Annotated in this window: 21 protein-coding genes and 1 pseudogene; 8 read left to right on the top strand and 14 right to left on the bottom strand. The window is 29.0% G+C overall.

Going from position 1 to position 18,109, the window contains the following annotated elements; genetic code table 11:
• The 3 genes from ELQ06_RS08280 to pheS form a co-directional block, all read right to left on the bottom strand.
• On the bottom strand, positions 1 to 962 hold a 962-nt coding region (locus ELQ06_RS08280; protein WP_134237506.1), incomplete at its 3' end, for a 3-phosphoshikimate 1-carboxyvinyltransferase.
• Positions 959 to 3,280, bottom strand: coding sequence for a phenylalanine--tRNA ligase subunit beta (pheT, locus tag ELQ06_RS08275; RefSeq protein WP_134237505.1), 2,322 nt, complete (start codon positions 3,278 to 3,280; stop codon positions 959 to 961). The genes ELQ06_RS08280 and pheT, both read right to left, overlap by 4 nt.
• Complete coding sequence (gene pheS / locus ELQ06_RS08270) at positions 3,277 to 4,269, bottom strand: phenylalanine--tRNA ligase subunit alpha (protein ID WP_002852567.1); 993 nt, start codon at positions 4,267 to 4,269, stop codon at positions 3,277 to 3,279. The genes pheT and pheS overlap by 4 nt, the downstream gene beginning before the upstream one ends.
• 122 nt (positions 4,270 to 4,391) lie before the next feature.
• Here pheS and ELQ06_RS08265 point away from each other — a divergent pair, with 122 nt between their 5' ends.
• Positions 4,392 to 4,757, top strand: coding sequence for a histidine triad nucleotide-binding protein (locus ELQ06_RS08265; protein ID WP_002857192.1), 366 nt, complete (start codon positions 4,392 to 4,394; stop codon positions 4,755 to 4,757).
• 29 nt (positions 4,758 to 4,786) lie between these two features.
• On the opposite strand, the gene ELQ06_RS08260 is transcribed toward ELQ06_RS08265, so the two are convergent.
• Complete coding sequence (locus tag ELQ06_RS08260; protein ID WP_002869165.1) at positions 4,787 to 5,356, bottom strand: DJ-1 family glyoxalase III; 570 nt, start codon at positions 5,354 to 5,356, stop codon at positions 4,787 to 4,789.
• Complete coding sequence (locus tag ELQ06_RS08255) at positions 5,349 to 5,528, bottom strand: hypothetical protein (protein WP_010891894.1); 180 nt, start codon at positions 5,526 to 5,528, stop codon at positions 5,349 to 5,351. The genes ELQ06_RS08260 and ELQ06_RS08255 overlap by 8 nt, the downstream gene beginning before the upstream one ends.
• 82 nt (positions 5,529 to 5,610) lie before the next feature.
• On the opposite strand from ELQ06_RS08255, the gene ELQ06_RS08250 reads away from it, so the two are divergent.
• Positions 5,611 to 6,354 (top strand): amino acid ABC transporter permease, encoded by a 744-nt coding sequence (locus tag ELQ06_RS08250; protein ID WP_002852595.1) that lies wholly within the window; start codon positions 5,611 to 5,613, stop codon positions 6,352 to 6,354.
• Positions 6,347 to 7,075: an amino acid ABC transporter ATP-binding protein gene (locus tag ELQ06_RS08245; RefSeq protein WP_002858785.1), complete on the top strand. Its 729-nt coding sequence runs from the start codon at positions 6,347 to 6,349 to the stop codon at positions 7,073 to 7,075. Before ELQ06_RS08250 ends, ELQ06_RS08245 begins: the two co-directional genes overlap by 8 nt.
• A 27-nt stretch (positions 7,076 to 7,102) precedes the next feature.
• On the opposite strand, the gene ELQ06_RS08240 is transcribed toward ELQ06_RS08245, so the two are convergent.
• The 4 genes from ELQ06_RS08240 to ELQ06_RS08225 all read right to left on the bottom strand — a co-directional run bounded on the left by ELQ06_RS08240 (position 7,103) and on the right by ELQ06_RS08225 (position 11,107).
• Positions 7,103 to 8,569 carry a sodium:alanine symporter family protein gene (locus ELQ06_RS08240; RefSeq protein WP_052797708.1) on the bottom strand — a complete coding sequence of 489 codons (1,467 nt, stop codon included), beginning with the start codon at positions 8,567 to 8,569 and terminating at the stop codon, positions 7,103 to 7,105.
• 103 nt (positions 8,570 to 8,672) lie between these two features.
• Complete coding sequence (locus ELQ06_RS08235) at positions 8,673 to 9,140, bottom strand: tRNA (cytidine(34)-2'-O)-methyltransferase (protein ID WP_002852450.1); 468 nt, start codon at positions 9,138 to 9,140, stop codon at positions 8,673 to 8,675.
• A gap of 2 nt (positions 9,141 to 9,142) precedes the next feature.
• Positions 9,143 to 10,129 (bottom strand): alanine racemase, encoded by a 987-nt coding sequence (locus ELQ06_RS08230; protein WP_052795999.1) that lies wholly within the window; start codon positions 10,127 to 10,129, stop codon positions 9,143 to 9,145.
• Positions 10,130 to 11,107 carry a murein L,D-transpeptidase family protein gene (locus tag ELQ06_RS08225; RefSeq protein WP_002870168.1) on the bottom strand — a complete coding sequence of 326 codons (978 nt, stop codon included), beginning with the start codon at positions 11,105 to 11,107 and terminating at the stop codon, positions 10,130 to 10,132.
• A 155-nt stretch (positions 11,108 to 11,262) separates the two neighbouring features.
• On the opposite strand from ELQ06_RS08225, the pseudogene ELQ06_RS08220 reads away from it, so the two are divergent.
• The 4 genes and pseudogenes from ELQ06_RS08220 (at position 11,263) to ELQ06_RS08205 (ending at position 13,249) form a co-directional block, all read left to right on the top strand.
• Positions 11,263 to 11,731: pseudogene (locus ELQ06_RS08220) on the top strand (hypothetical protein).
• 85 nt (positions 11,732 to 11,816) lie between these two features.
• Complete coding sequence (locus tag ELQ06_RS08215; protein ID WP_002935814.1) at positions 11,817 to 12,236, top strand: copper chaperone PCu(A)C; 420 nt, start codon at positions 11,817 to 11,819, stop codon at positions 12,234 to 12,236.
• Positions 12,237 to 12,239: 3 nt separating this feature from the next.
• Positions 12,240 to 12,692 carry a hypothetical protein gene (locus ELQ06_RS08210; protein ID WP_052797707.1) on the top strand — a complete coding sequence of 151 codons (453 nt, stop codon included), beginning with the start codon at positions 12,240 to 12,242 and terminating at the stop codon, positions 12,690 to 12,692.
• Entirely contained in the window at positions 12,689 to 13,249 is a 561-nt protein-coding gene (locus tag ELQ06_RS08205) for an SCO family protein (protein ID WP_052797706.1), read from the top strand. The genes ELQ06_RS08210 and ELQ06_RS08205 overlap by 4 nt, the downstream gene beginning before the upstream one ends.
• Positions 13,250 to 13,255: 6 nt before the next feature.
• On the opposite strand, the gene cysM is transcribed toward ELQ06_RS08205, so the two are convergent.
• From cysM to ciaB, 3 genes are all read right to left on the bottom strand, one after another.
• On the bottom strand, positions 13,256 to 14,155 hold the full coding sequence (gene cysM / locus ELQ06_RS08200) for a cysteine synthase B (protein WP_052793837.1): 900 nt from the start codon (positions 14,153 to 14,155) through the stop codon (positions 13,256 to 13,258).
• Between the two features lie 126 nt (positions 14,156 to 14,281).
• Complete coding sequence (locus ELQ06_RS08195) at positions 14,282 to 14,578, bottom strand: HU family DNA-binding protein (RefSeq protein ID WP_002859562.1); 297 nt, start codon at positions 14,576 to 14,578, stop codon at positions 14,282 to 14,284.
• Between the two features lie 101 nt (positions 14,579 to 14,679).
• Positions 14,680 to 16,512, bottom strand: coding sequence for an invasion protein CiaB (gene ciaB / locus ELQ06_RS08190; RefSeq protein ID WP_052781813.1), 1,833 nt, complete (start codon positions 16,510 to 16,512; stop codon positions 14,680 to 14,682).
• Between the two features lie 61 nt (positions 16,513 to 16,573).
• Between ciaB and ELQ06_RS08185 the strand changes: the two genes are divergently transcribed.
• Positions 16,574 to 16,987, top strand: coding sequence for an acyl-CoA thioesterase (locus ELQ06_RS08185; RefSeq protein ID WP_052797705.1), 414 nt, complete (start codon positions 16,574 to 16,576; stop codon positions 16,985 to 16,987).
• A 39-nt stretch (positions 16,988 to 17,026) separates the two neighbouring features.
• On the opposite strand, the gene kcuS is transcribed toward ELQ06_RS08185, so the two are convergent.
• Both kcuS and ELQ06_RS08175 read right to left on the bottom strand, forming a co-directional pair.
• A complete protein-coding gene (gene kcuS / locus ELQ06_RS08180; RefSeq protein ID WP_002867452.1) occupies positions 17,027 to 17,224 on the bottom strand; it encodes a KCU-star family selenoprotein in 198 nt (65 codons plus the stop codon).
• Positions 17,205 to 18,109 (bottom strand): carbon starvation CstA 5TM domain-containing protein (locus ELQ06_RS08175; RefSeq protein WP_279586438.1); only part of this gene is annotated, 905 nt, incomplete at its 5' end. The genes ELQ06_RS08175 and kcuS, both read right to left, overlap by 20 nt.

Here is an 18,109-nt window from a genome sequence, read left to right as displayed (position 1 = left end):
GCTATAGCCAAAGCAGGCGCTTCGTCTATTAACCAAGCGATATTATCTTTAACTTCTATGCCATTAAGCTTGCTAGACTCCACCCTGATCTCACCAATAGTTTCAAAATCATTTTGAGTTATTGTCATTTCAAGCTTGGCACCCATTTTTTGCAAAATTTTATACGCCTCTATACGAGTAGGATTAAGCAAAATATTTTTTAAAATAATTTGAGATTTAGGCAAAATAATAGCTGCTAAAACAAAATAAAAAGCCGAAGAAGGATCATTAGGAATGATTATATTTTGAGCTTTTAAAGGTTTTTTTAAAGGATTTATTTCAAGACTTAAGCCATCATTACTAACCCTTATTGGAGCTTTCATAGCCTTTAGCATGTTTTCACTATGATTTCGACTAAGAGAAATTTCACTAAAAGTGCATACATTATCAGCTCTAAAAGCAGATAAAATCATAGCTGTTTTAACTTGAGCCGAAGAAATTTCGCTTTTAAAATTAAAAGCTTTTAATTTTTGACCTTCTATACAAAGTGGAGCTAAATTTGCCTCATTTCTTCCATAAATTCTAGCGCCTATTTGAGTAAGTGGTTTGCTTATCCTTCTCATAGGACGATTGTTTAAATACTTATCTCCACTTAAAACAAAAAAACCAGAAATTCCTGCTAAAAATCCTATCATCAAACGTATAGCAGTTCCTGAATTTCCACAGTCTAAAATACAATTTGGAGATAAAATTTCTTTAGGGGGTATAATTTTGACGCAAGAATCTTTTTGTTCAATTTTAGCTCCAAGATTTTTTATAATTTCAAGAGTGTTTAAAGTATCTTGAGCTAAGAGATAATTTTGAGCCTTATTTTCTTCTTGTGTTAAAAGCGAAAATATAGCAAAACGATGAGATATGCTTTTATCTGCTGCTATATTTTCAAGTATAGCATTTACAGGGGTTTGCAATTTGTAAATTTTCATCTTAAATCAAGACCCAAATTTTTAAGAGTATTTAAAATTTTATCCATACATTCATTCACTTGATTATCTTCTAGAGTTTTATTTATATCCCTAAAAGAAAAACTTATAGTAATGCTATAAAATTCTTTAAGGTTTTCATCACTATAAATATCAACTAAACGAAAATTTTCAAGTATTTCTAAATTCAATTCTTCGATACAATTTTTAATCTGATTGTATTCAAAACCTTTAGGTATTAACACGCTAAGATCTCTAGTGATAGCTGGGAATTTGGAGTAAGGCTTAGCTATTTTAAAATCTTGCCTGATTAAATCTAAATCAAGTTCGCAAATATATGTTTTTGGTAAATCTCTCTCATTTTCTATTTTTAAATGCAAACGGCCTATAAAACCTACTTTAATATCTGATAGATAAATATCTGCTTGTTCATAAGGGCTTAAAATATTATATTTTGATGATTTTAGTTTAAAATCACCTATAATATTTTTAATATCTAAAAGAAAATCATAAAATTGCACCGATTCAGGTTTGGCCTTGTTGGAAATTTTAGCTTCTTCTTTTAAGCCAGAATGGATAAATGCGATATGGTTTAATTCTTGATTATTAACATTGAAAACAGCCCCTAGTTCAAAAAGTTTAATAATTTTTTTAGAATTTTTTGCATTTAAACTTGCTGCATTTAACAAATGATTTAAAAGGGTTGTTCTTAAAGTATTAAGTTCTGCTGTAATTGGATTGATTAGTTTTAGTTTAACAGAATCAAAACCCAATCTTTTAAGTTCTTCTTCATTATCCAAAACGTAATGTAAGCTTTCAAAATAACCACTAGCTACTGCTCTTTTCCTTAAATTTAAAAATTCAATATAATTTTTATATGCAGAATTTAAACGATTTTTTTCTATAAATTCTAAACCCTTGGAGGCAATATTATCAATACCTATAATTCTTACAACTTCCTCGCAAATATCTGATAAATTTTTAATATCAGGACGATGTAAAGGTGCTTTAACATTTATAAGCCCTTCACCTGAAAGTATGAGCTCAAAACCTAATTTCTTTAATATTTTTAATACTTCATCTTTATCAACATTTTGCCCTATTATATCGCCAATACTTTCAATACTTATTGGTATGATTGGTAATTCTTTGTCGGTTAAAATTTGTTGAGAAGAACTATAAATAGCAAGATTTGGAATCTGCTCAAAAATACTAAGCAAAAAATCCATTCCTAAATTTAATTTAGGTTCACTTCCCCTAAAACTTCTATAAAGCATTTTTTCATCTTGATCTTTATGATATATTTTAGCATCTGCAATTACCAATGGATCGGTATAATTAGCCTCAATAATAATTATTTTAGAATCATCTTTACATCTACTTTCATTATTTTGGAAAATTCCGCTAAAGCTTAAAAGTTTATCTTTGTAAGATACTTTTGTTTCTCCATGCACTTGCTTGCTTAAATTAATGGTAAATTCTTCATCTTTTTCAGAAAAACTACTTAAATCATAAGCATTAAAAAGAACACCAGTTGAATGCGTTGCATAATTTAATAAATTTTCTATGGAATTTTTTCCCAAACCTTCAATTTGAGCAAGTCTTAAACTAAGCAATAAATTTGTTTGAATTTCTTCTTTTAGCCCTATGGCTCGATAATTATAAAGTCCATTAAGTTCTTTCTCAGCTGCTAAGCGCAAAATTCTACCGATACCTAAAACATTTTCACTTTCTTTAAATGGTTTTGGTTCTTTTAAATTTAAATTTAAAGCTGCGGCTAAATCACGAGCTATACCATAAATACTTAAACAATCACCCCTATTAGGAGTAAGTTCCACTTCTATTAGCTCATCATTAAAAATTTCATAAGTATTTAAAGCTCTCCCAAGTTCTAATTTCCCTATACTCTCATCTAAAAGCATAATTCCTTCATTGATTTTTTCAAAACCCAGTTCTAAACTAGAACAAAGCATACCACAAGAATCCACTCCTCGCAATTTTGCTTCTTTTATTTCCATACCGTTTGGCATGATAGCACCTTTAGTTGCAACAGCTACAAATTGTCCTGCATCAACATTCGCAGCACCGCAGACAATTTGCAAGGTTTCACTTCCGATATCAACTTGACAAATGCTTAATTTATCTGAATTTTCATGTTTAATTTTTTCCTTAACATAGCCTACAACAACTTTATCTGGAGCCTTTAAAGCGCCAACCCTATCAACTTCTATACCTATAGAGTTTAAAGTTTTAGCTATTTTATCTGAACTTATTTCTTCAAGTTCTAACCAATCATTCAACCAACTTTTAGTAATTATCATCTAAACTGCTCCAATAATCTCAAATCACCTTCAAATAAAGATCTTAAATCTGGAATTTGATGCAAAAGCATTGCAAAACGTTCTACTCCCAATCCAAAAGCATAACCACTTACATTTTCATAACCAACAAAATTATAAACATTAGGATCAACTATTCCACATCCTAAAACTTCAAGCCAACCTGTATGTTTGCAAACTCTACAACCCTTTCCTTTGCAAAATACACAAGAAATATCAACTTCAGCAGAAGGCTCTGTAAATGGGAAAAAACTTGGACGAAAACGAACTTTCACATCTCCGAACATATAACGCAAAAAATCTTCCAATACACTTTTTAAATTTGCAAAGCTAACCTTTTGCCCTTCTTCCACCACAAGGCCTTCAACTTGATGAAACATAGGAGTATGCGTAATATCAAAATCTCTTCTAAATACAGCACCAGGGGCTATCATCCTAATAGGAGGTTTTTGTGCAAGCATTGTCCGTATTTGCACTGGCGAAGTTTGTGTTCTTAAAAGCCTTTTATCATCAAAATAAAAGGTATCTTGCATATCTCTTGCAGGGTGAGATTTAGGCAAATTTAACGCTTCAAAATTATGAAAGTCATCTTCTATTAAAGGCCCTTTTTCTATGCTAAAATTCAAAGCTATAAAATACTCTATGATTTTATCCATGGTGCTCATAACAGGATGCAAGGCACCTGTTGTAATACTTTCATCAAAATAGTTAAAATTTAAAGCATCTTGTTTCATTCTTTCTTCTAAAGCAAGATTTTCCAAATCTTTAAATTTGGCTAAATAAGCCTCATTAAATATTTCTTTTTGTGCATTTAATTTAGCAGCAAATTCTTTTTTCGCCTCATCTTCTAACTCTTTAAGCTTTGTAAAGCCTTCTGTTAAAATACCTTTTTTTCCAAGAACGGAAATCCTAATGGCTTCCAAATCATTTAAATTCTCACATTTTTGAATCTGTTCTATAAAATTTTGCAATTTTCTTACCTTAAATAAAATATTTCAAGTTCTAATTCTATTAAAAACTATTTTAAATTCAGCATAAAAACCAAACTTTAAAGATATAATTGTATCAAACCAACAATAAAAAAGGATAAATAATGCAAGAAAAAACAATTTTTGAACTCATAGTTGAAGGTAAACTTCCATGCAATAAAGTGCTTGAAAGTGACGATTTTCTAGCATTTCATGATATTGCACCCAAAGCACCTATACATATACTTATAATCCCTAAAAAACATTTTAAAGACTTTCAAGAATTTGATCCTGAACTTATGGCCAAAATGACAAGTTTCATACAAGAATTAGCTGTTCTTTTAGGTGTAGATAAAAGTGGATATCGCTTGGTAACAAACTGTGGAAAAAATAGTGGACAAGAAGTTTTTCATTTGCATTTTCATATGCTTGGAGGTTTTGAACTGCCTAAGGAAAAAACAAAAAAAGAAAATCCTCAAGCTTTATTTTAGTTTAAATGGTAGAAAAACTACCATTTAAACTATTTTGTCAAAGGTAGCAACATTCCCTCATATAATTTTTGATAAATTTCATCACCGCATAACTTTTTAGCTAGCTCTAAACCAAAAAGAATTGCCGTAGCTGGACCTGCTGAAGTTATAACATTTTTATTTACAACTACAGCCTTGTTAACACGATTTCCATTAAGTCCAACTTCACAACTAGGATAGCAAGCAAACTCGCCCTCTAAAACACCTGCTTCATTTAAGACTATAGGAGAAGCACAGATTGCGGCAACAATTTTATTTTTGCTATGAAGTTGTTTAATGATATTTAAAATAACATTTGAATTCTTAAGATTCATCATACCTTCAAAGCCACCCGCCAAAGCAATGGCATCTAAATTTTCTATATCAACATCCTCTATAGAACAATCTGCTTTTATACTAATGCCATTAGCACCTTTTACTAATAACTCACTGTTTAACGAAGCTATAACAACTTCCAAATCTGGATTTAATTCTCTTGCTCGTTTTAAAACATCCGCAATTCCTATAAATTCAGCTTCTTCAAAACCTTGAGCCAATGGAATTAATACTTTTTTACTCATTTTGTTCTCCTTTTTTATATTTTTTAAATCTTTCTTCTCTTTCTTTGTTTTTTTGCATCATTTGATGATTGAAACCTATAACCAAAACAATCATTAAAAACACAAAAATAACTATTAGAATGAAATCTAAAATTTCCATAAATACAACCTTATTTTTGGGAAATTCTAACACATTTTTTTAAATCTTTAGAGAAAATTCAAAGATATTTCTATAAAATCTTTTTTTAAATAATTTCTCTGAAAAGGTTTACAAATTGAATCAGAAAAATATAAGAATTTTTGTTTTTTTTGTTATTATTATTTTATGGGGCTATTTTTCTTTCCCAATAGAAATATTAAAAATTCAAGATCCTAGTGGAGTTGTAAGCTATGGCTATACAGAAAATGCAAAAGCTTATTTAAAAAGTTATCTTATTACACTTTTATTAACTGCTTGCGCTGTTATTATCGGAGTGATTATTGGTTTTAGTTTAGCTATTTTACACTTCTCTAAATTTAAAACGCTTAATTTTATTATAGATGAATATATAGACATTATACGAGGAACACCAGTAATTTTACAATTGATGATTTTTGCTTTTGTAATTTTTACTTTTATAGATAACCTTTATGCAGCCATTCTTGCACTAGGACTTAATAGCTCAGCTTATATAGCAGAAATTGTAAGAAGTGGCATTAATAGTGTAGATAAGGGACAAATGGAAGCTGCAAGAGCAATGGGACTTGATTACAAAACTTCAATGAAAGAAATTATTCTTCCACAGGCTACTAAAAACATTCTACCTGCATTAGCTAATGAATTTATTTCTTTATTTAAGGAAACTTCTGTTGTAGGATTTATTAGTGTTATTGATATTACCATGCAAAGTCAAAGCTTGCAAGCCGTACTTTACAATCCAAAACCTATTATTTTCACTGGACTTGTTTATTATGTAAGTGTAAAAATTTTTAGCTATTTTGCAAAAAAACTTGAACTTAGGATGAATAAAAATGATTGAAGTTAAAAATTTACAAAAAAAATATGGAGAATTAGAAGTTTTAAAAAATATTAACACTACAATCTCAAAAGGCGATGTAATAGCTATCATAGGTCCAAGTGGAGGCGGAAAAAGTACATTTTTACGCTGCATCAATCGCTTAGAACTAGCTGATAGTGGGGAAATTTTAATCAATAAGCAAAACATACTTGATAAAGAAATTGATATTAATAAGATCAGGCAAAAAGTTAGCATGGTATTTCAGCATTTTAATCTTTTTGCTAATAAAAATGTTATGGAAAATTTATGTTTAACGCCCATTAAAACAGGAATTTTAAGTCAAGAAGAAGCCATAAAAAAAGCAAAATTACTTCTTGCTAAGGTGGGTTTAGCAGACAAAGAAAATATAATGCCCCATAAGCTTTCTGGCGGACAAAAACAACGCATAGCTATTGCTAGAAGCTTGATGATGAATCCTGATGTTATTTTATTTGATGAACCTACTTCAGCTCTAGATCCTGAAATGATAGGCGAGGTTCTAAGCATTATGAAAGATGTTGCAAAAGAAGGTTTAACTATGCTTGTAGTAACTCATGAAATGGGCTTTGCTAGAAATGTTGCCAATCGTATATTTTTTATGGATAAAGGAAAAATTGCTGTTGATGCAAGCCCTAAAGAAGTATTTGAAAATCCTAGCAATGAAAGATTGAGAGAATTTTTAAACAAGGTTTTAAATCATTAATTCATAAGCCACTAAGGCTTATGAATTTTAATCCCAACATTCAGCGTTTTTAATTCCAAGTTTGCTAGCATTAAATTTAGGATCTATACCAGATTTTTGTTGCGTATTAAAATCTTTTAAAACTTTATTTACTATACCACCTAAAAGCAATAAAGATATAATATTTGTCGTTGCCATGAAAGCCATAGTCAAATCAGCCAAATTCCAAGCAAGTTTTAAATTCATTTGCGAGCCTATAAAAATCATAGCCACAGCTGTAATTCTAAACAAATTCATTACAAATTTGGAATTTGTTAAATATTTAACATTAGCTTGAGCATAATAATAATTTCCTATTAAAGAAGTTATTGCAAAAAGAACAATAGCTATAGTAATAAAATGGATTCCAAAGCTACCGTAATACTCACGCATAGCTTCTTGAACTAAAGGCATTCCACCATCAATTTTACTTTCTCCAAGTCCTAAATATGCCATAGAAAAAAGAACTAAAAATCCAGAACTTGTACAAACAACAACATCAATTAAAACTGAAAAGGCTTGTATAACACCTTGTTTAGCTGGATGACTTGTCAAAGCTGCTGCAGCTGCATTAGGTGCCGAGCCCATACCCGCTTCATTTGAAAAAAGTCCTCTTTTAATCCCTATAACCAAAGCAGAACCAGCAAAACCACCAAAAATCGCTTTAAAATCAAAAGCACTTTGTAAAATCATATGAATCACAGAAGGAATTTTATCAAAATTCATTAAAACAGCAATCACGGCAAGTAAAACATAAGCTAAAGCCATAAAAGGAACAATTAAAGAACTAATTTTACCTATTTTAGTATGGTGAGAAAAAAACATCCATGCACCAAAAATAGTTAAAACAATACCAATAATCATTGGCCAAGAACTTGATGCAAAATCTACAGCAGCATTTGGATTAAACATATCATAATAAACTTTAAAAGACGAAGTCATTGTTTGACTTTGAAGTCCATTAAATCCATAAGCATAAGTAATAATAAGAATAAAAGCAAAAAAAGCTCCAAAAAAATGTGAGCCTAAGGCTTTTTTTATATAATAAGCTGGACCACCTTTAAACCCGCCTGTATCATCTTTTGATTTGTAAACTTGAGCTAAGGTACTTTCAGCAAATGCTGAGGCACCACCAAAAAATGCCATAACCCACATCCAAAATAAAGCACCAGCTCCACCTGTAGCCAATGCCAAAGAAATTCCAGCAATATTTCCTATACCAACTCTAGAAGCAGTTGAGATCATTAATGCTTGAAAAGGTGAAATATGTTCTTTAGCGTGTCCTTCGTTTTTTTCTGTAAGAATTTTAAATACAGAACTCAACATACGAAACTGAACAAAGCGAGTTAAAAAACTATAATAAAGCCCACAAACAATAAGTAAAACTACCATAATAATGTCTGTATTTGGGACAATCTTATTAGCTATAATATCAGACGCTTTATTGGCAAAATCTAGCATAATATCTAAATTCATCTAAACTCCTCAAAAAATAATCTAAATTTTACTTTAACATAATTTTTATAAAAAGGACTTTATGATTTTATTTGTTTTAAGCTATTGTGTAAATTTGAAACTTTTAAGAAGCAAAATTTCTAAAATTTTGTCTTAAAGCTTCATAAGAGATTATACCAACGCTTGTGGCTAAATTTAAACTTCTTCCATAAGATTTCATAGGTATAGTTATAGCATTTTCCCAATTTAATTGCATTAATTCCATAGGCAAACCATAACTCTCACTTCCAAAGAATAAGAAATCATTTTTTTGAAATTCTGCATCAAAATAAGCTTTTTGACTCTTAGTTGTTGCGAAAAAAAAGCGATTTTTATAAATCATATTTTCATTCAAAAATTCTTCAAGATTCTCCCAAATAATAGGCTCTAATTTATCCCAGTAATCAAGTCCTGCCCTTCTAACAGCCTTTTGTGAAATATCAAAAACAATTGGTTTAACAATATGAAGTTTAAAACCAGCATTAAAGCACATTCTACCTATACTACCTGTATTTTGCGGTATTCTAGGGTGAACTAAAACTATATTAAACATATTTATACTAGAACTCTTTGAATATTAGGATTTAATTTTACTAAAATTTCATAGTTAATAGTATGAAAAAAATCAGCCCAAATATCAGCATCTTTAAACACGCAAATTTCCTCACCAGAATTTTCACAAGAAAAACTATCCATTGACATCTTTCCAAGCATTGTTTTTCCATTTCCAAGCACCAACTCCCCTTTTCCATTGTAGCGGAAAAGACCATCAGCATAACCCAAATCATAAGTTGCTACTTCCATATCCTTTGCAGCAGTAAAAATGCCTCCATATCCTATGCTCTGTCCTTTTTGTAAAATCCTTTGACTTAATCTATGAGCATACAAACTTAAAACTCTTTTTAAATTTGAATCCCCATATCCAAATTGAACAAGCCCAACTCTACAATATTCATCTTCAGGAATTTTCCCTCTAAATAATGCTGCAGAATTATACGAATGAAATAATAAATTTGAAAAATATTTTTTTACTATCTTTTTAGCTTTTTGAAAATTTTCTTTTTGAACAAAAAAACTTCCATCCATTTCATCTGCACTAGCAAAATGTGTAAACATTCCAGTAAGTTTTAAATCACTACCTTGAATAAGATTTATAGCATACTCTAAATTTTCTACACAAATTCCATTGCGATGCATGCCTGTATCTATTTTTAGATGTATTTTTATATCTTGCTTGTAATTTTTTACTTGAGAAATGTCATTTAAAGCATAAATAAATCGAGAATTTTCATTACCATGAGGACGATGTGATAGTATTAATATATTCTCAAAAAATTCTTCGATTTCTCGAGCTTCTTCTTCACTCTTAACAGCAACAAAAGAAACTCCTAAATTTTTGGCTAATGGAGCTAAAAGCTTAGCTCCATGTCCATATGCATTATCTTTAAAAACACAAATTAATCTTTGAAAACTCCCTATTTTTTTAGCAATATGTCTTAAATTGTATTCATAAGCTTTTTGATCAATTTTTATTAAAGACATTTATTGCTCTGCTAAAATTTTCATTTTACCTTTACTATCTATCTTAACGTATAAAATTTTATCGCCTCTAAACTGATAGTTTTTAGTGTAATAATCCTCATAAAATGAAATTCTATACATAGTTTCATTTTCTAAATTCGGATAAGGGCTGATATTAATATCTGAAAATTTAATCTTTTTATCTTCTTTACGAGAAAAAATAGATTTTTTCATGGAAGCAAACTGTTCAAATTTCATTTTATCAAAACGTTTAAATTCTTGCTCATCATAAAAACTTAAATAGGCATTAGTGTCACTATTTGTCCAAGCTAGTTTCCATGTAAAAAGATCAGCCAATAAACTAGCGATTTGATCCTTTTTAGCTCTAATTTTTTCTTTTTCTTCTGTCATAACAAAAACTTTTTTATCTTGCACAACTTTTGCAAATTTCTCCAAATTATTATTAAATAAAGCAATACACCCTCTTGTTTTAAATTCATCAAGTCTAGAACCATCTAAAGGATAGCCATGGATCCAAATACCACCACCTGTTTTTCCTTGTACTTTATCAAGTAAATTTGGATAAGTTGTGGCAAAAGCAAAGGGACCATAATAAGGATCACCTGGATTAAACTTACGGCCTAACTCATAAAAACCTACTGGCGTTTTCAAATCTCCTTCTATTTTTTTATCACCCATTAATCCAGTTATTATTTCTTTTTGTTCAAAATCTTTTCTTATTTTTCCGTCCTCGTAAGAATAAACACGGAGAATTTTATCTGTTTTATTTGTAAGCACGATAGCAACATTATCATCATAGTATCCAAGTGAAATATTTTTATCTCCTATTTCACTTAACCAAAAATCCTTTTGAGTTAATTCTTTTTCAATCGCTACACCAACAGCATCTAATCCTTGATTAAGATAAATTTTAACAAGATCTGAGGCATGCAACATCAATGAAGAAAGTGCAATTAATAAAGCAAGTCGTTTTAACAATGTTTTTCCTTAGGTATTTCAAATTTTTTAAGTCAAAAATGTTTGTGATTATAATATTTTTTTTCTTAAAAAATATTAATTATATTAACAATGCAGCCTTATTTATGATATAATTTTTACAAATCATAAAGGCTTGTTTTAAAAGGTTGTCTATAATGATAAGAAATTTTTTTATAGGAATGTCTTTTTTAGGCATTTTGTTTTTAGCTTTTTATACATTATATGATAAAAAGAAAGAAAGTATATTTAGCTTAAATACATGCCAACCTCTAACTTGTGACTTAAATTTACAAGATTGTGTTTTTTCTTTTAATAAAAAAAATATTGAAGTTTCAGTCTACCCAAAACCTATAAAAATTTTCAATAAAACTACTATAAAAATTAAGAATTTTCCTCATTATTCTAATTTAAAGATTAAAATTTATAGTTTAAATTCCTATATAGGCGATATCATTCCTAAATTTAATATAGTTAATGGTGATATTCTTATAAATTTTATAGGTAGAAGCATTACCGATGATTCTAGATTTAGGGTTGAATTTTTAAACAATAATGCTCCAACTGGTTTTTTCTTTGATTTTGATGTTACTATGCAAAAAATTTCAAACAGGTAACACACATTGAAAAATTTTCAAAATTTTATATTCAAATAAAAATATTTTTTGATATAATGAACAAATATTTAATATTATAAAAATAAGGATACAATATGAAAAAAATTCTTCTCTTAGGTGCTCTTTTTGCTGTAAATCTTTGGGCTGTTAATGATATAGAGGTAAAAAATGCCTTTGTAAAACAAACTCCACCTCATGCGCAAAATAGTGCTATTTTTCTTACTATTTTTAATAATACTGATAAGGATATTGCTCTAATAAGTGCCAAAAGCGATATCAGTGAAGTCAGTGAACTGCATACACATATACATAAAGATGGAAAAATGATGATGCAAAAAATTCCTGAAATTATTATAAAAGCTCATTCAAGCACAGAGCTTAAATCTGGAGGTTACCATATAATGCTTTTAAAACTAAAAAAACCTATTATTAAAGACACAAAGGTAAATTTAGATTTAAAATTTAATAATCACAAAACCATAGAGTTAAAAAATATTGATTCTAAAGAATTTTAATTAATGAGAAAAATTATTTTTATCTTAGCTTTTGCTTTTGTTATTGCTATTTTATATATTATTTTTGATTTTTATGTAATAAAAGATTCTCAAAAAATAACAAAAACTGGTTTTTCTACCCCATTGACTTGCGATCTTAATGTTAAAGACTGCACATATAGTTTTAACAATAAAAAAGTCTTAATTTCCCTAAATCCCAAACCCTTACAATCTTTAGATGTTACAAATCTAAAGATTGTAAATCTAGGAAATTATAACAACTTAGGAATTAAAATTTATGGATTAAATATGTATATGGGTGAAATTAAACCTAAAATACATCGATTAAATTCAACAGATTATGAAAGCAAAATAGTTCTTGCTACTTGTGTTTTGGATACTATGCGTTTTAGGGTAGAATTTATGGATAATAATAAACCCATAGGATTTTATTTTGATTTTGAGCTAAAAAAATGAAAAAAAATATTATTTTGTTTATAGTGATAGTTGCCATTATTTTAGGTGTAATATTTTTCCTTAAAAATCATCAAAATTCTTATGATTTTATCTTAAAATCAGATTTAAAAGAGGAAACCACCCTAAAAGATTTTAAAGGAGATAAGCTTATTATCTATTTTGGATACACTTATTGCCCTGATGTTTGTCCAGCAACTCTTAGTTTAGTAGGCAAAGTCTTAAAGCAAATCAATAATCCTAAAGCTCACATTCTTTTTATTTCTTTAGATCCAAATAGAGATAATAACTTAAGCAATACAAACGAATGGTTACGATACTTTTACCCAAAAGCAGATACCTTAATTGCAAAAGATGAAAAAACTCTTCAAAAAATAACAAAACAATATAATGTTCAATATCAAAAAATAGATCTAAATGATTCTTTTATGGGTTATTCTATAGCACATAGCAATATGCTTTATCTCATTGATGAAAAAGGTCATTTTTATAAAGAAATTAGCGATTTAAATCCACAAGAAATTTTAAGAGAACTTAGAATTTTTCTAAATTCTCAATAATTATACTTAAGCAAAAAGATCAGTTGAGAGGTATCTTTCAGCCGTATCGTTTAGCATAGTTAAAATTCTTTTATCTGGAAATTTCTTTGCTAGCATACTTGCGGCAAATACATTTGCTCCACTTGATATACCTACCATTAAACCACTTTTGGCAAGTTCTTTGGCTGTATTTATAGCATCTTCATTGCTTACCGTGATCACTTGATCTATAACTTCTTTATTTAAAATAGCAGGTATAAAATTCGCCCCTATTCCTTGTATTTTATGGCTTCCTGCTTCACCTTTACTAAGCAATGGAGAATTTAGAGGCTCGACTCCAACAATATGCACTTTTTCTAATTTTTCTTTTAGTATTTCCCCAACTCCACTGATAGTACCACCAGTTCCAAAACCAGCTACAAAAATATCAAGTTCATTATCCAAATCTCTTAAAATTTCTAAAGCCGTACTCTTACGATGTGCATTTTTATTTGAGATATTTTCAAATTGAGAAACCATAAAAGAATTTGGAGTATTTAATAATATTTCATTTGCTTTATCAACTGCTCCTTTCATTCCTAAATTTGCAGGAGTTAATTCCAACCTAGCACCAAAGAGTGTTATCATTTGCCTTCTTTCTAAACTCATAGATTCGGGCATTACAGCAATAAATTTAAGTCCCAAATCTGCACAAATCATAGCCAAAGAAATTCCAGTATTTCCACTAGTTGCTTCAACTATTGTAGCATCTTGATTAATTTTTTTGCTATCTAAAGCATCTTTAATCATTTCAAAAGCTGCTCTATCTTTTATAGAATGACTAGGATTTAAAAATTCACATTTAGCAAAAACATTAATACCAAATTTTTTCAAATGTATAATAGGAGTATTTCCTATAAGCTCACTTACTTTTTCATATACTTTCATAATTTTAATATCCTTTTTTATTTAATAATGATAGTTTTATAAAAGTTTAAAAAAATAAAGTAAATAAAAGATATAAAATATCTGGATCAATTAAGAAAGAAGGCTAGAATTTATCTAGCCGAAGTTTTATTTTTTCTTTTTGCCGCTTGCTTTTGCAACAGCTTCTTTAAGGTTTTTACCTACCTTAAATTTTGCAACTCTTGTAGCAGGAACTTTGATTGTTTTTCCTGTGCTTGGTACTCTAGCTTCTCTAGCAGCTCTTTCTTGAGTTGAAAAAGTACCAAAACCAATAAAACTGATGCTATCACCTTTAGCTAAAACATCAGTAATAGTAGAAATAACTGCATCAGTAGCAGTAGTAGCGTCTTTTTTTGTTAGCCCAGCTGTTTGAGCAACTAATGAAATAAAATCTGCTTTAGTCATAAAAGCTCCTTTGTTTTAATTGAAACGCCTAATTTTAGCATATTTAAAAAACAATATCAAGTAAAAAACAGCTTTTTTTAAGTTTTTTTCAAAAAATTTTATTATTTTTTCTTATATCTTTCAAATTCTCCACTATTATCAATTTCATTACCAATTTTCTCGTATAAATCATAATAAAATTTAACAAATTCTTTACACTTAGGCATAATAGGAAGAAAAATATTATCTTCAATTTCACAAAATCTACTTAAAAACTCTTTTGCATCAAGTCTTAAAGCATAGTGTTTTGCCAATTCATGATAATTTTTTAAAGTTAATTCTTTAAATTTTTCATAATGCCCTAAATCAAAATTTATCTTCAAATTATTATTTTCAAAAATCAATACTTCGCTTTCAAAAAGCAAGCTAAGATGAATAAGTCCTTCCGTATAATAAGGTCTAACTTCATCAACCCTTTGCCAAGAAATAAGTCCAATAGCTCTTTTTATAAGTTCATGAAAAACAGGCATTATCAAGTCATCTTGTTCATGATAAAAGAAATTTATAAGTCCACCTGTAGTAGCTTTATATTCTTCTATATTTTTAAAAAAACCACTCTGATTCATTGTTTTTTCGGTATCATTAGCAATAAAAAATATATGACCAAATTCATGACCTATAGTTGATACTTCATAAACCCTTTTCCAAATTTTTTCCTGATAAAATAAAATATTTCTTCCAAAATCCAAAAATTCTTTATCAAAAACCTCGCTAGAAATTTTCATAAAAGGCTTTGTTTTAGCATTTTCATATACAAAATTTATAAAGGCAAATATTTTTTTACCTGCCTTAGAACTTACAAACTCATCATTTGGAACGACTTGAGCTGAGAATAAACCTTTAAGTTCAGCACCATAAAATATCATCGGAGTGCAAATATAAAGTTGAGTTTTTTCTATATTAGATAAAACTTCTTTTTCTAATTCACAATCTTCAAGTCCTATATTTTTATAAACATGTTCAAAACTTTCCTTAATTTCACTACCAAATTTCAAAACATCAAATTCATTCTCATCTTCTATTCTTATATCCCATTCTAATGCTACCGCATGAGTATAATTATCTTCATAATATTCTAAAGGATGTCCCACTTGCAAAGGTGATTTTACTTTCATCCAAGCAAATTCAGCTTCTTGCCAAGTTTTTATAACTCTATCTTCATCTTTTTCACAAAACGCTAATTTTAATTTTTCAAAATATTCTATATAAGCTTTTTCCTCTTCGTTGCTAGCAAATATTTTAAGCTGATCAATCATATTTTCAAAAGCAAATTCTAATTTTAAAATTTCATTTTCAAAAAATCTCGCATAAGGAACAAATTTCCATAAATTTCCTATTCTAACTAAAACACCATAGCTTCGCTCACAAATTTCTCCTTCTGGAGTTTTTTGATATAAATGATTTTTACGTAAAAATTCCATTGCATCATCTAAATTTGGAAATTGAGTAGATAAAATTTTATTATTTTTTTCTATAATTTCTTTAGTCCAAAAAATTTCAAAAATATTCATAATTAAACCTATATTATGCACTCCTTGTATTAAAGACTGATAAAAATTATTTAAAAGTTTTTTCTCTTTTATTTCATTAATTAAATTTTGATGTTCTTTTTCATAAAACTTTCTAACCTCTTCATAGAACTTATGTTTTAACTCTATAATCTTATCTTCCTTAAAGTTGTTTTTTTTCCACTCTTGAACTAAATTTTCTTCCTTTAAATCAACCAAACGCCTAAGTATGGCTAGCATAGTTGTTTTATCTTGTTTTAATTCACTTAAAGAAATCAAAGATCTAAAATACTCACCCACATCTTCTTTGTCTAAAAACTCATATAACGCATTATTTCTTTCTTTGTATTTTCTAACCAATTTAGCTATTTCTTTAAAATTATTCATACTTTTGTTCTCCTTTTTAACTTTTTTAATTATAATTCATTTTTTAAAATAAGGAGTAAAAATGAGAGATATGGGAGAACCAAAATTAAAAATTGTAGCTATGCCAAGTGACACAAATCCAGCAGGAAATATTTTTGGCGGATGGATACTTTCACAAATCGATTTAGCAGGAGCTATCGCAGCAAGAGAACTTTCTCCTGAACGCGTTGTAACCATCTCTATGGATAAAGTAGTTTTTAAAGAACCTGTTTTTATAGGCGATATAATTTCTTGTTATTCTAAGATTGTAAATGTGGGCAATACTTCAATCAGCGTTGAAGTAGAAGTCACAGCTCAAAGAGTGGATTCTCAAGGTTGTACTTCTTGCATTAATGTAACTTCGGCTTTAGTAACTTATGTAAGTGTTACAAGAGATGGAAAGAAAAAGCCTATTAGTGAAGAACTTAAAAGAATTCATGGCTTTTTAAATGCTTAAAGCTTATTTTGTATGATAAAACTTTATCCTTTAAGCTTATCAGCATTTATTTAAACCGCCACTATTATATTTTTTATCTAGACATTCTTTGAAAAATTCCCCTCTGGTTTTTGGAATTTTTCCTGGATGTTTTTGTTTCATGTGTTCTAAATACTTATCATAACTAGAAAGTCCCACCAAGGGATGAAAAAACCTTTCGGCTTTTTCATAATAATACTTAAATTTTTTGAAATTCATCAATCTTAATATACTTAGTTTCTTTAAGAGGAATTTTAATTTTACCTAAGCAAATTCCTATACAAGAAATTATAACAAGCAAGGTAGCTATCATAAAGAACACACAAAGAATTGCATTAAGTAAATTTCCAACTTTATTTTGAGTGGCTATTGAAATTTCTTTTTTAATTGTAGAAATTTCTTTTTCATCTTTAGTATTATTTAATTTAAATTCTAAATCTTTAATTTTTTGACTTTGTATGCTAACGGCGGCTACATGACTTACCGCATTTGCTACTTTATTGCCTTCTTCATAAGGCATAATTTTTTGAATTCCTCCATACAGAGTTGCCACTAAGACAAATACCGCAGGTACTAAAGTAACCCAAGTATATCTTGCCTTGCCCATTTTTACAAGTATAGTTGTAGCAAGAAGCAAAGCCATACCCGCAAGCATTTGATTACTCACGCCAAAAAGAGGCCAAAGCGTATAAATTCCTCCCTTAGGATCAATGGCACCTTGATAAAGAAAATATCCCCAACCTGCAACACTTAAAGCCGTAGCCAAAAGTCCAGCTGGATAATTATGAATATCTCCTAAAGGTTTATAAACATTACCCAATATATCTTGCACCATAAAACGACAAGCCCTTGTCCCAGCATCCACCGCTGTTAAAATAAATAAAGCTTCAAACAATATAGCAAAATGATACCAAAAAGCCATCAAATCCACGCCGCCAAAAAGTTCATGCAAGATCAAAGCTACACCTATAGCAAAAGTCGGGGCTCCCCCTGTTCTTGAAAGTATAGTATGCTCTCCTATATTTGTGGTTAAAGTAGTAATTTCTTCAGGAGTAATACTAAATCCCCAACTTGAAATAGTTTGTGCTACATTTACAACATCTG

Source organism: Campylobacter sp. CH246 (assembly GCF_004378835.1).
GTDB classification, from domain to species: Bacteria; Campylobacterota; Campylobacteria; order Campylobacterales; family Campylobacteraceae; genus Campylobacter_D; species Campylobacter_D jejuni.
Note: the sequence above shows the minus strand (reverse complement) of the source record. Positions and strands in the feature narration are given on the sequence as shown.

Excerpts from the sequence above, each read along its gene's own strand:
- ELQ06_RS08205 (WP_052797706.1), top strand. The coding sequence starts at position 12,689 with ATGAAAAAAAATATTATTTTGTTTATAGTGATAGTTGCCATTATTTTA.
- ELQ06_RS08235 (WP_002852450.1), bottom strand. The coding sequence starts at position 9,140 with ATGTTTAATATAGTTTTAGTTCACCCTAGAATACCGCAAAATACAGGT.
- ELQ06_RS08230 (WP_052795999.1), bottom strand. The coding sequence starts at position 10,129 with ATGTCTTTAATAAAAATTGATCAAAAAGCTTATGAATACAATTTAAGA.
- kcuS (WP_002867452.1), bottom strand. The coding sequence starts at position 17,224 with ATGAATTTCAAAAAATTTAAGTATTATTATGAAAAAGCCGAAAGGTTT.
- ELQ06_RS08215 (WP_002935814.1), top strand. The coding sequence starts at position 11,817 with ATGAAAAAAATTCTTCTCTTAGGTGCTCTTTTTGCTGTAAATCTTTGG.
- cysM (WP_052793837.1), bottom strand. The coding sequence starts at position 14,155 with ATGAAAGTATATGAAAAAGTAAGTGAGCTTATAGGAAATACTCCTATT.
- ELQ06_RS08210 (WP_052797707.1), top strand. The coding sequence starts at position 12,240 with ATGAGAAAAATTATTTTTATCTTAGCTTTTGCTTTTGTTATTGCTATT.
- ELQ06_RS08260 (WP_002869165.1), bottom strand. The coding sequence starts at position 5,356 with ATGAGTAAAAAAGTATTAATTCCATTGGCTCAAGGTTTTGAAGAAGCT.
- ELQ06_RS08265 (WP_002857192.1), top strand. The coding sequence starts at position 4,392 with ATGCAAGAAAAAACAATTTTTGAACTCATAGTTGAAGGTAAACTTCCA.
- ELQ06_RS08185 (WP_052797705.1), top strand. The coding sequence starts at position 16,574 with ATGAGAGATATGGGAGAACCAAAATTAAAAATTGTAGCTATGCCAAGT.
- ELQ06_RS08245 (WP_002858785.1), top strand. The coding sequence starts at position 6,347 with ATGATTGAAGTTAAAAATTTACAAAAAAAATATGGAGAATTAGAAGTT.
- ELQ06_RS08195 (WP_002859562.1), bottom strand. The coding sequence starts at position 14,578 with ATGACTAAAGCAGATTTTATTTCATTAGTTGCTCAAACAGCTGGGCTA.
- ELQ06_RS08240 (WP_052797708.1), bottom strand. The coding sequence starts at position 8,569 with ATGAATTTAGATATTATGCTAGATTTTGCCAATAAAGCGTCTGATATT.
- ciaB (WP_052781813.1), bottom strand. The coding sequence starts at position 16,512 with ATGAATAATTTTAAAGAAATAGCTAAATTGGTTAGAAAATACAAAGAA.
- pheT (WP_134237505.1), bottom strand. The coding sequence starts at position 3,280 with ATGATAATTACTAAAAGTTGGTTGAATGATTGGTTAGAACTTGAAGAA.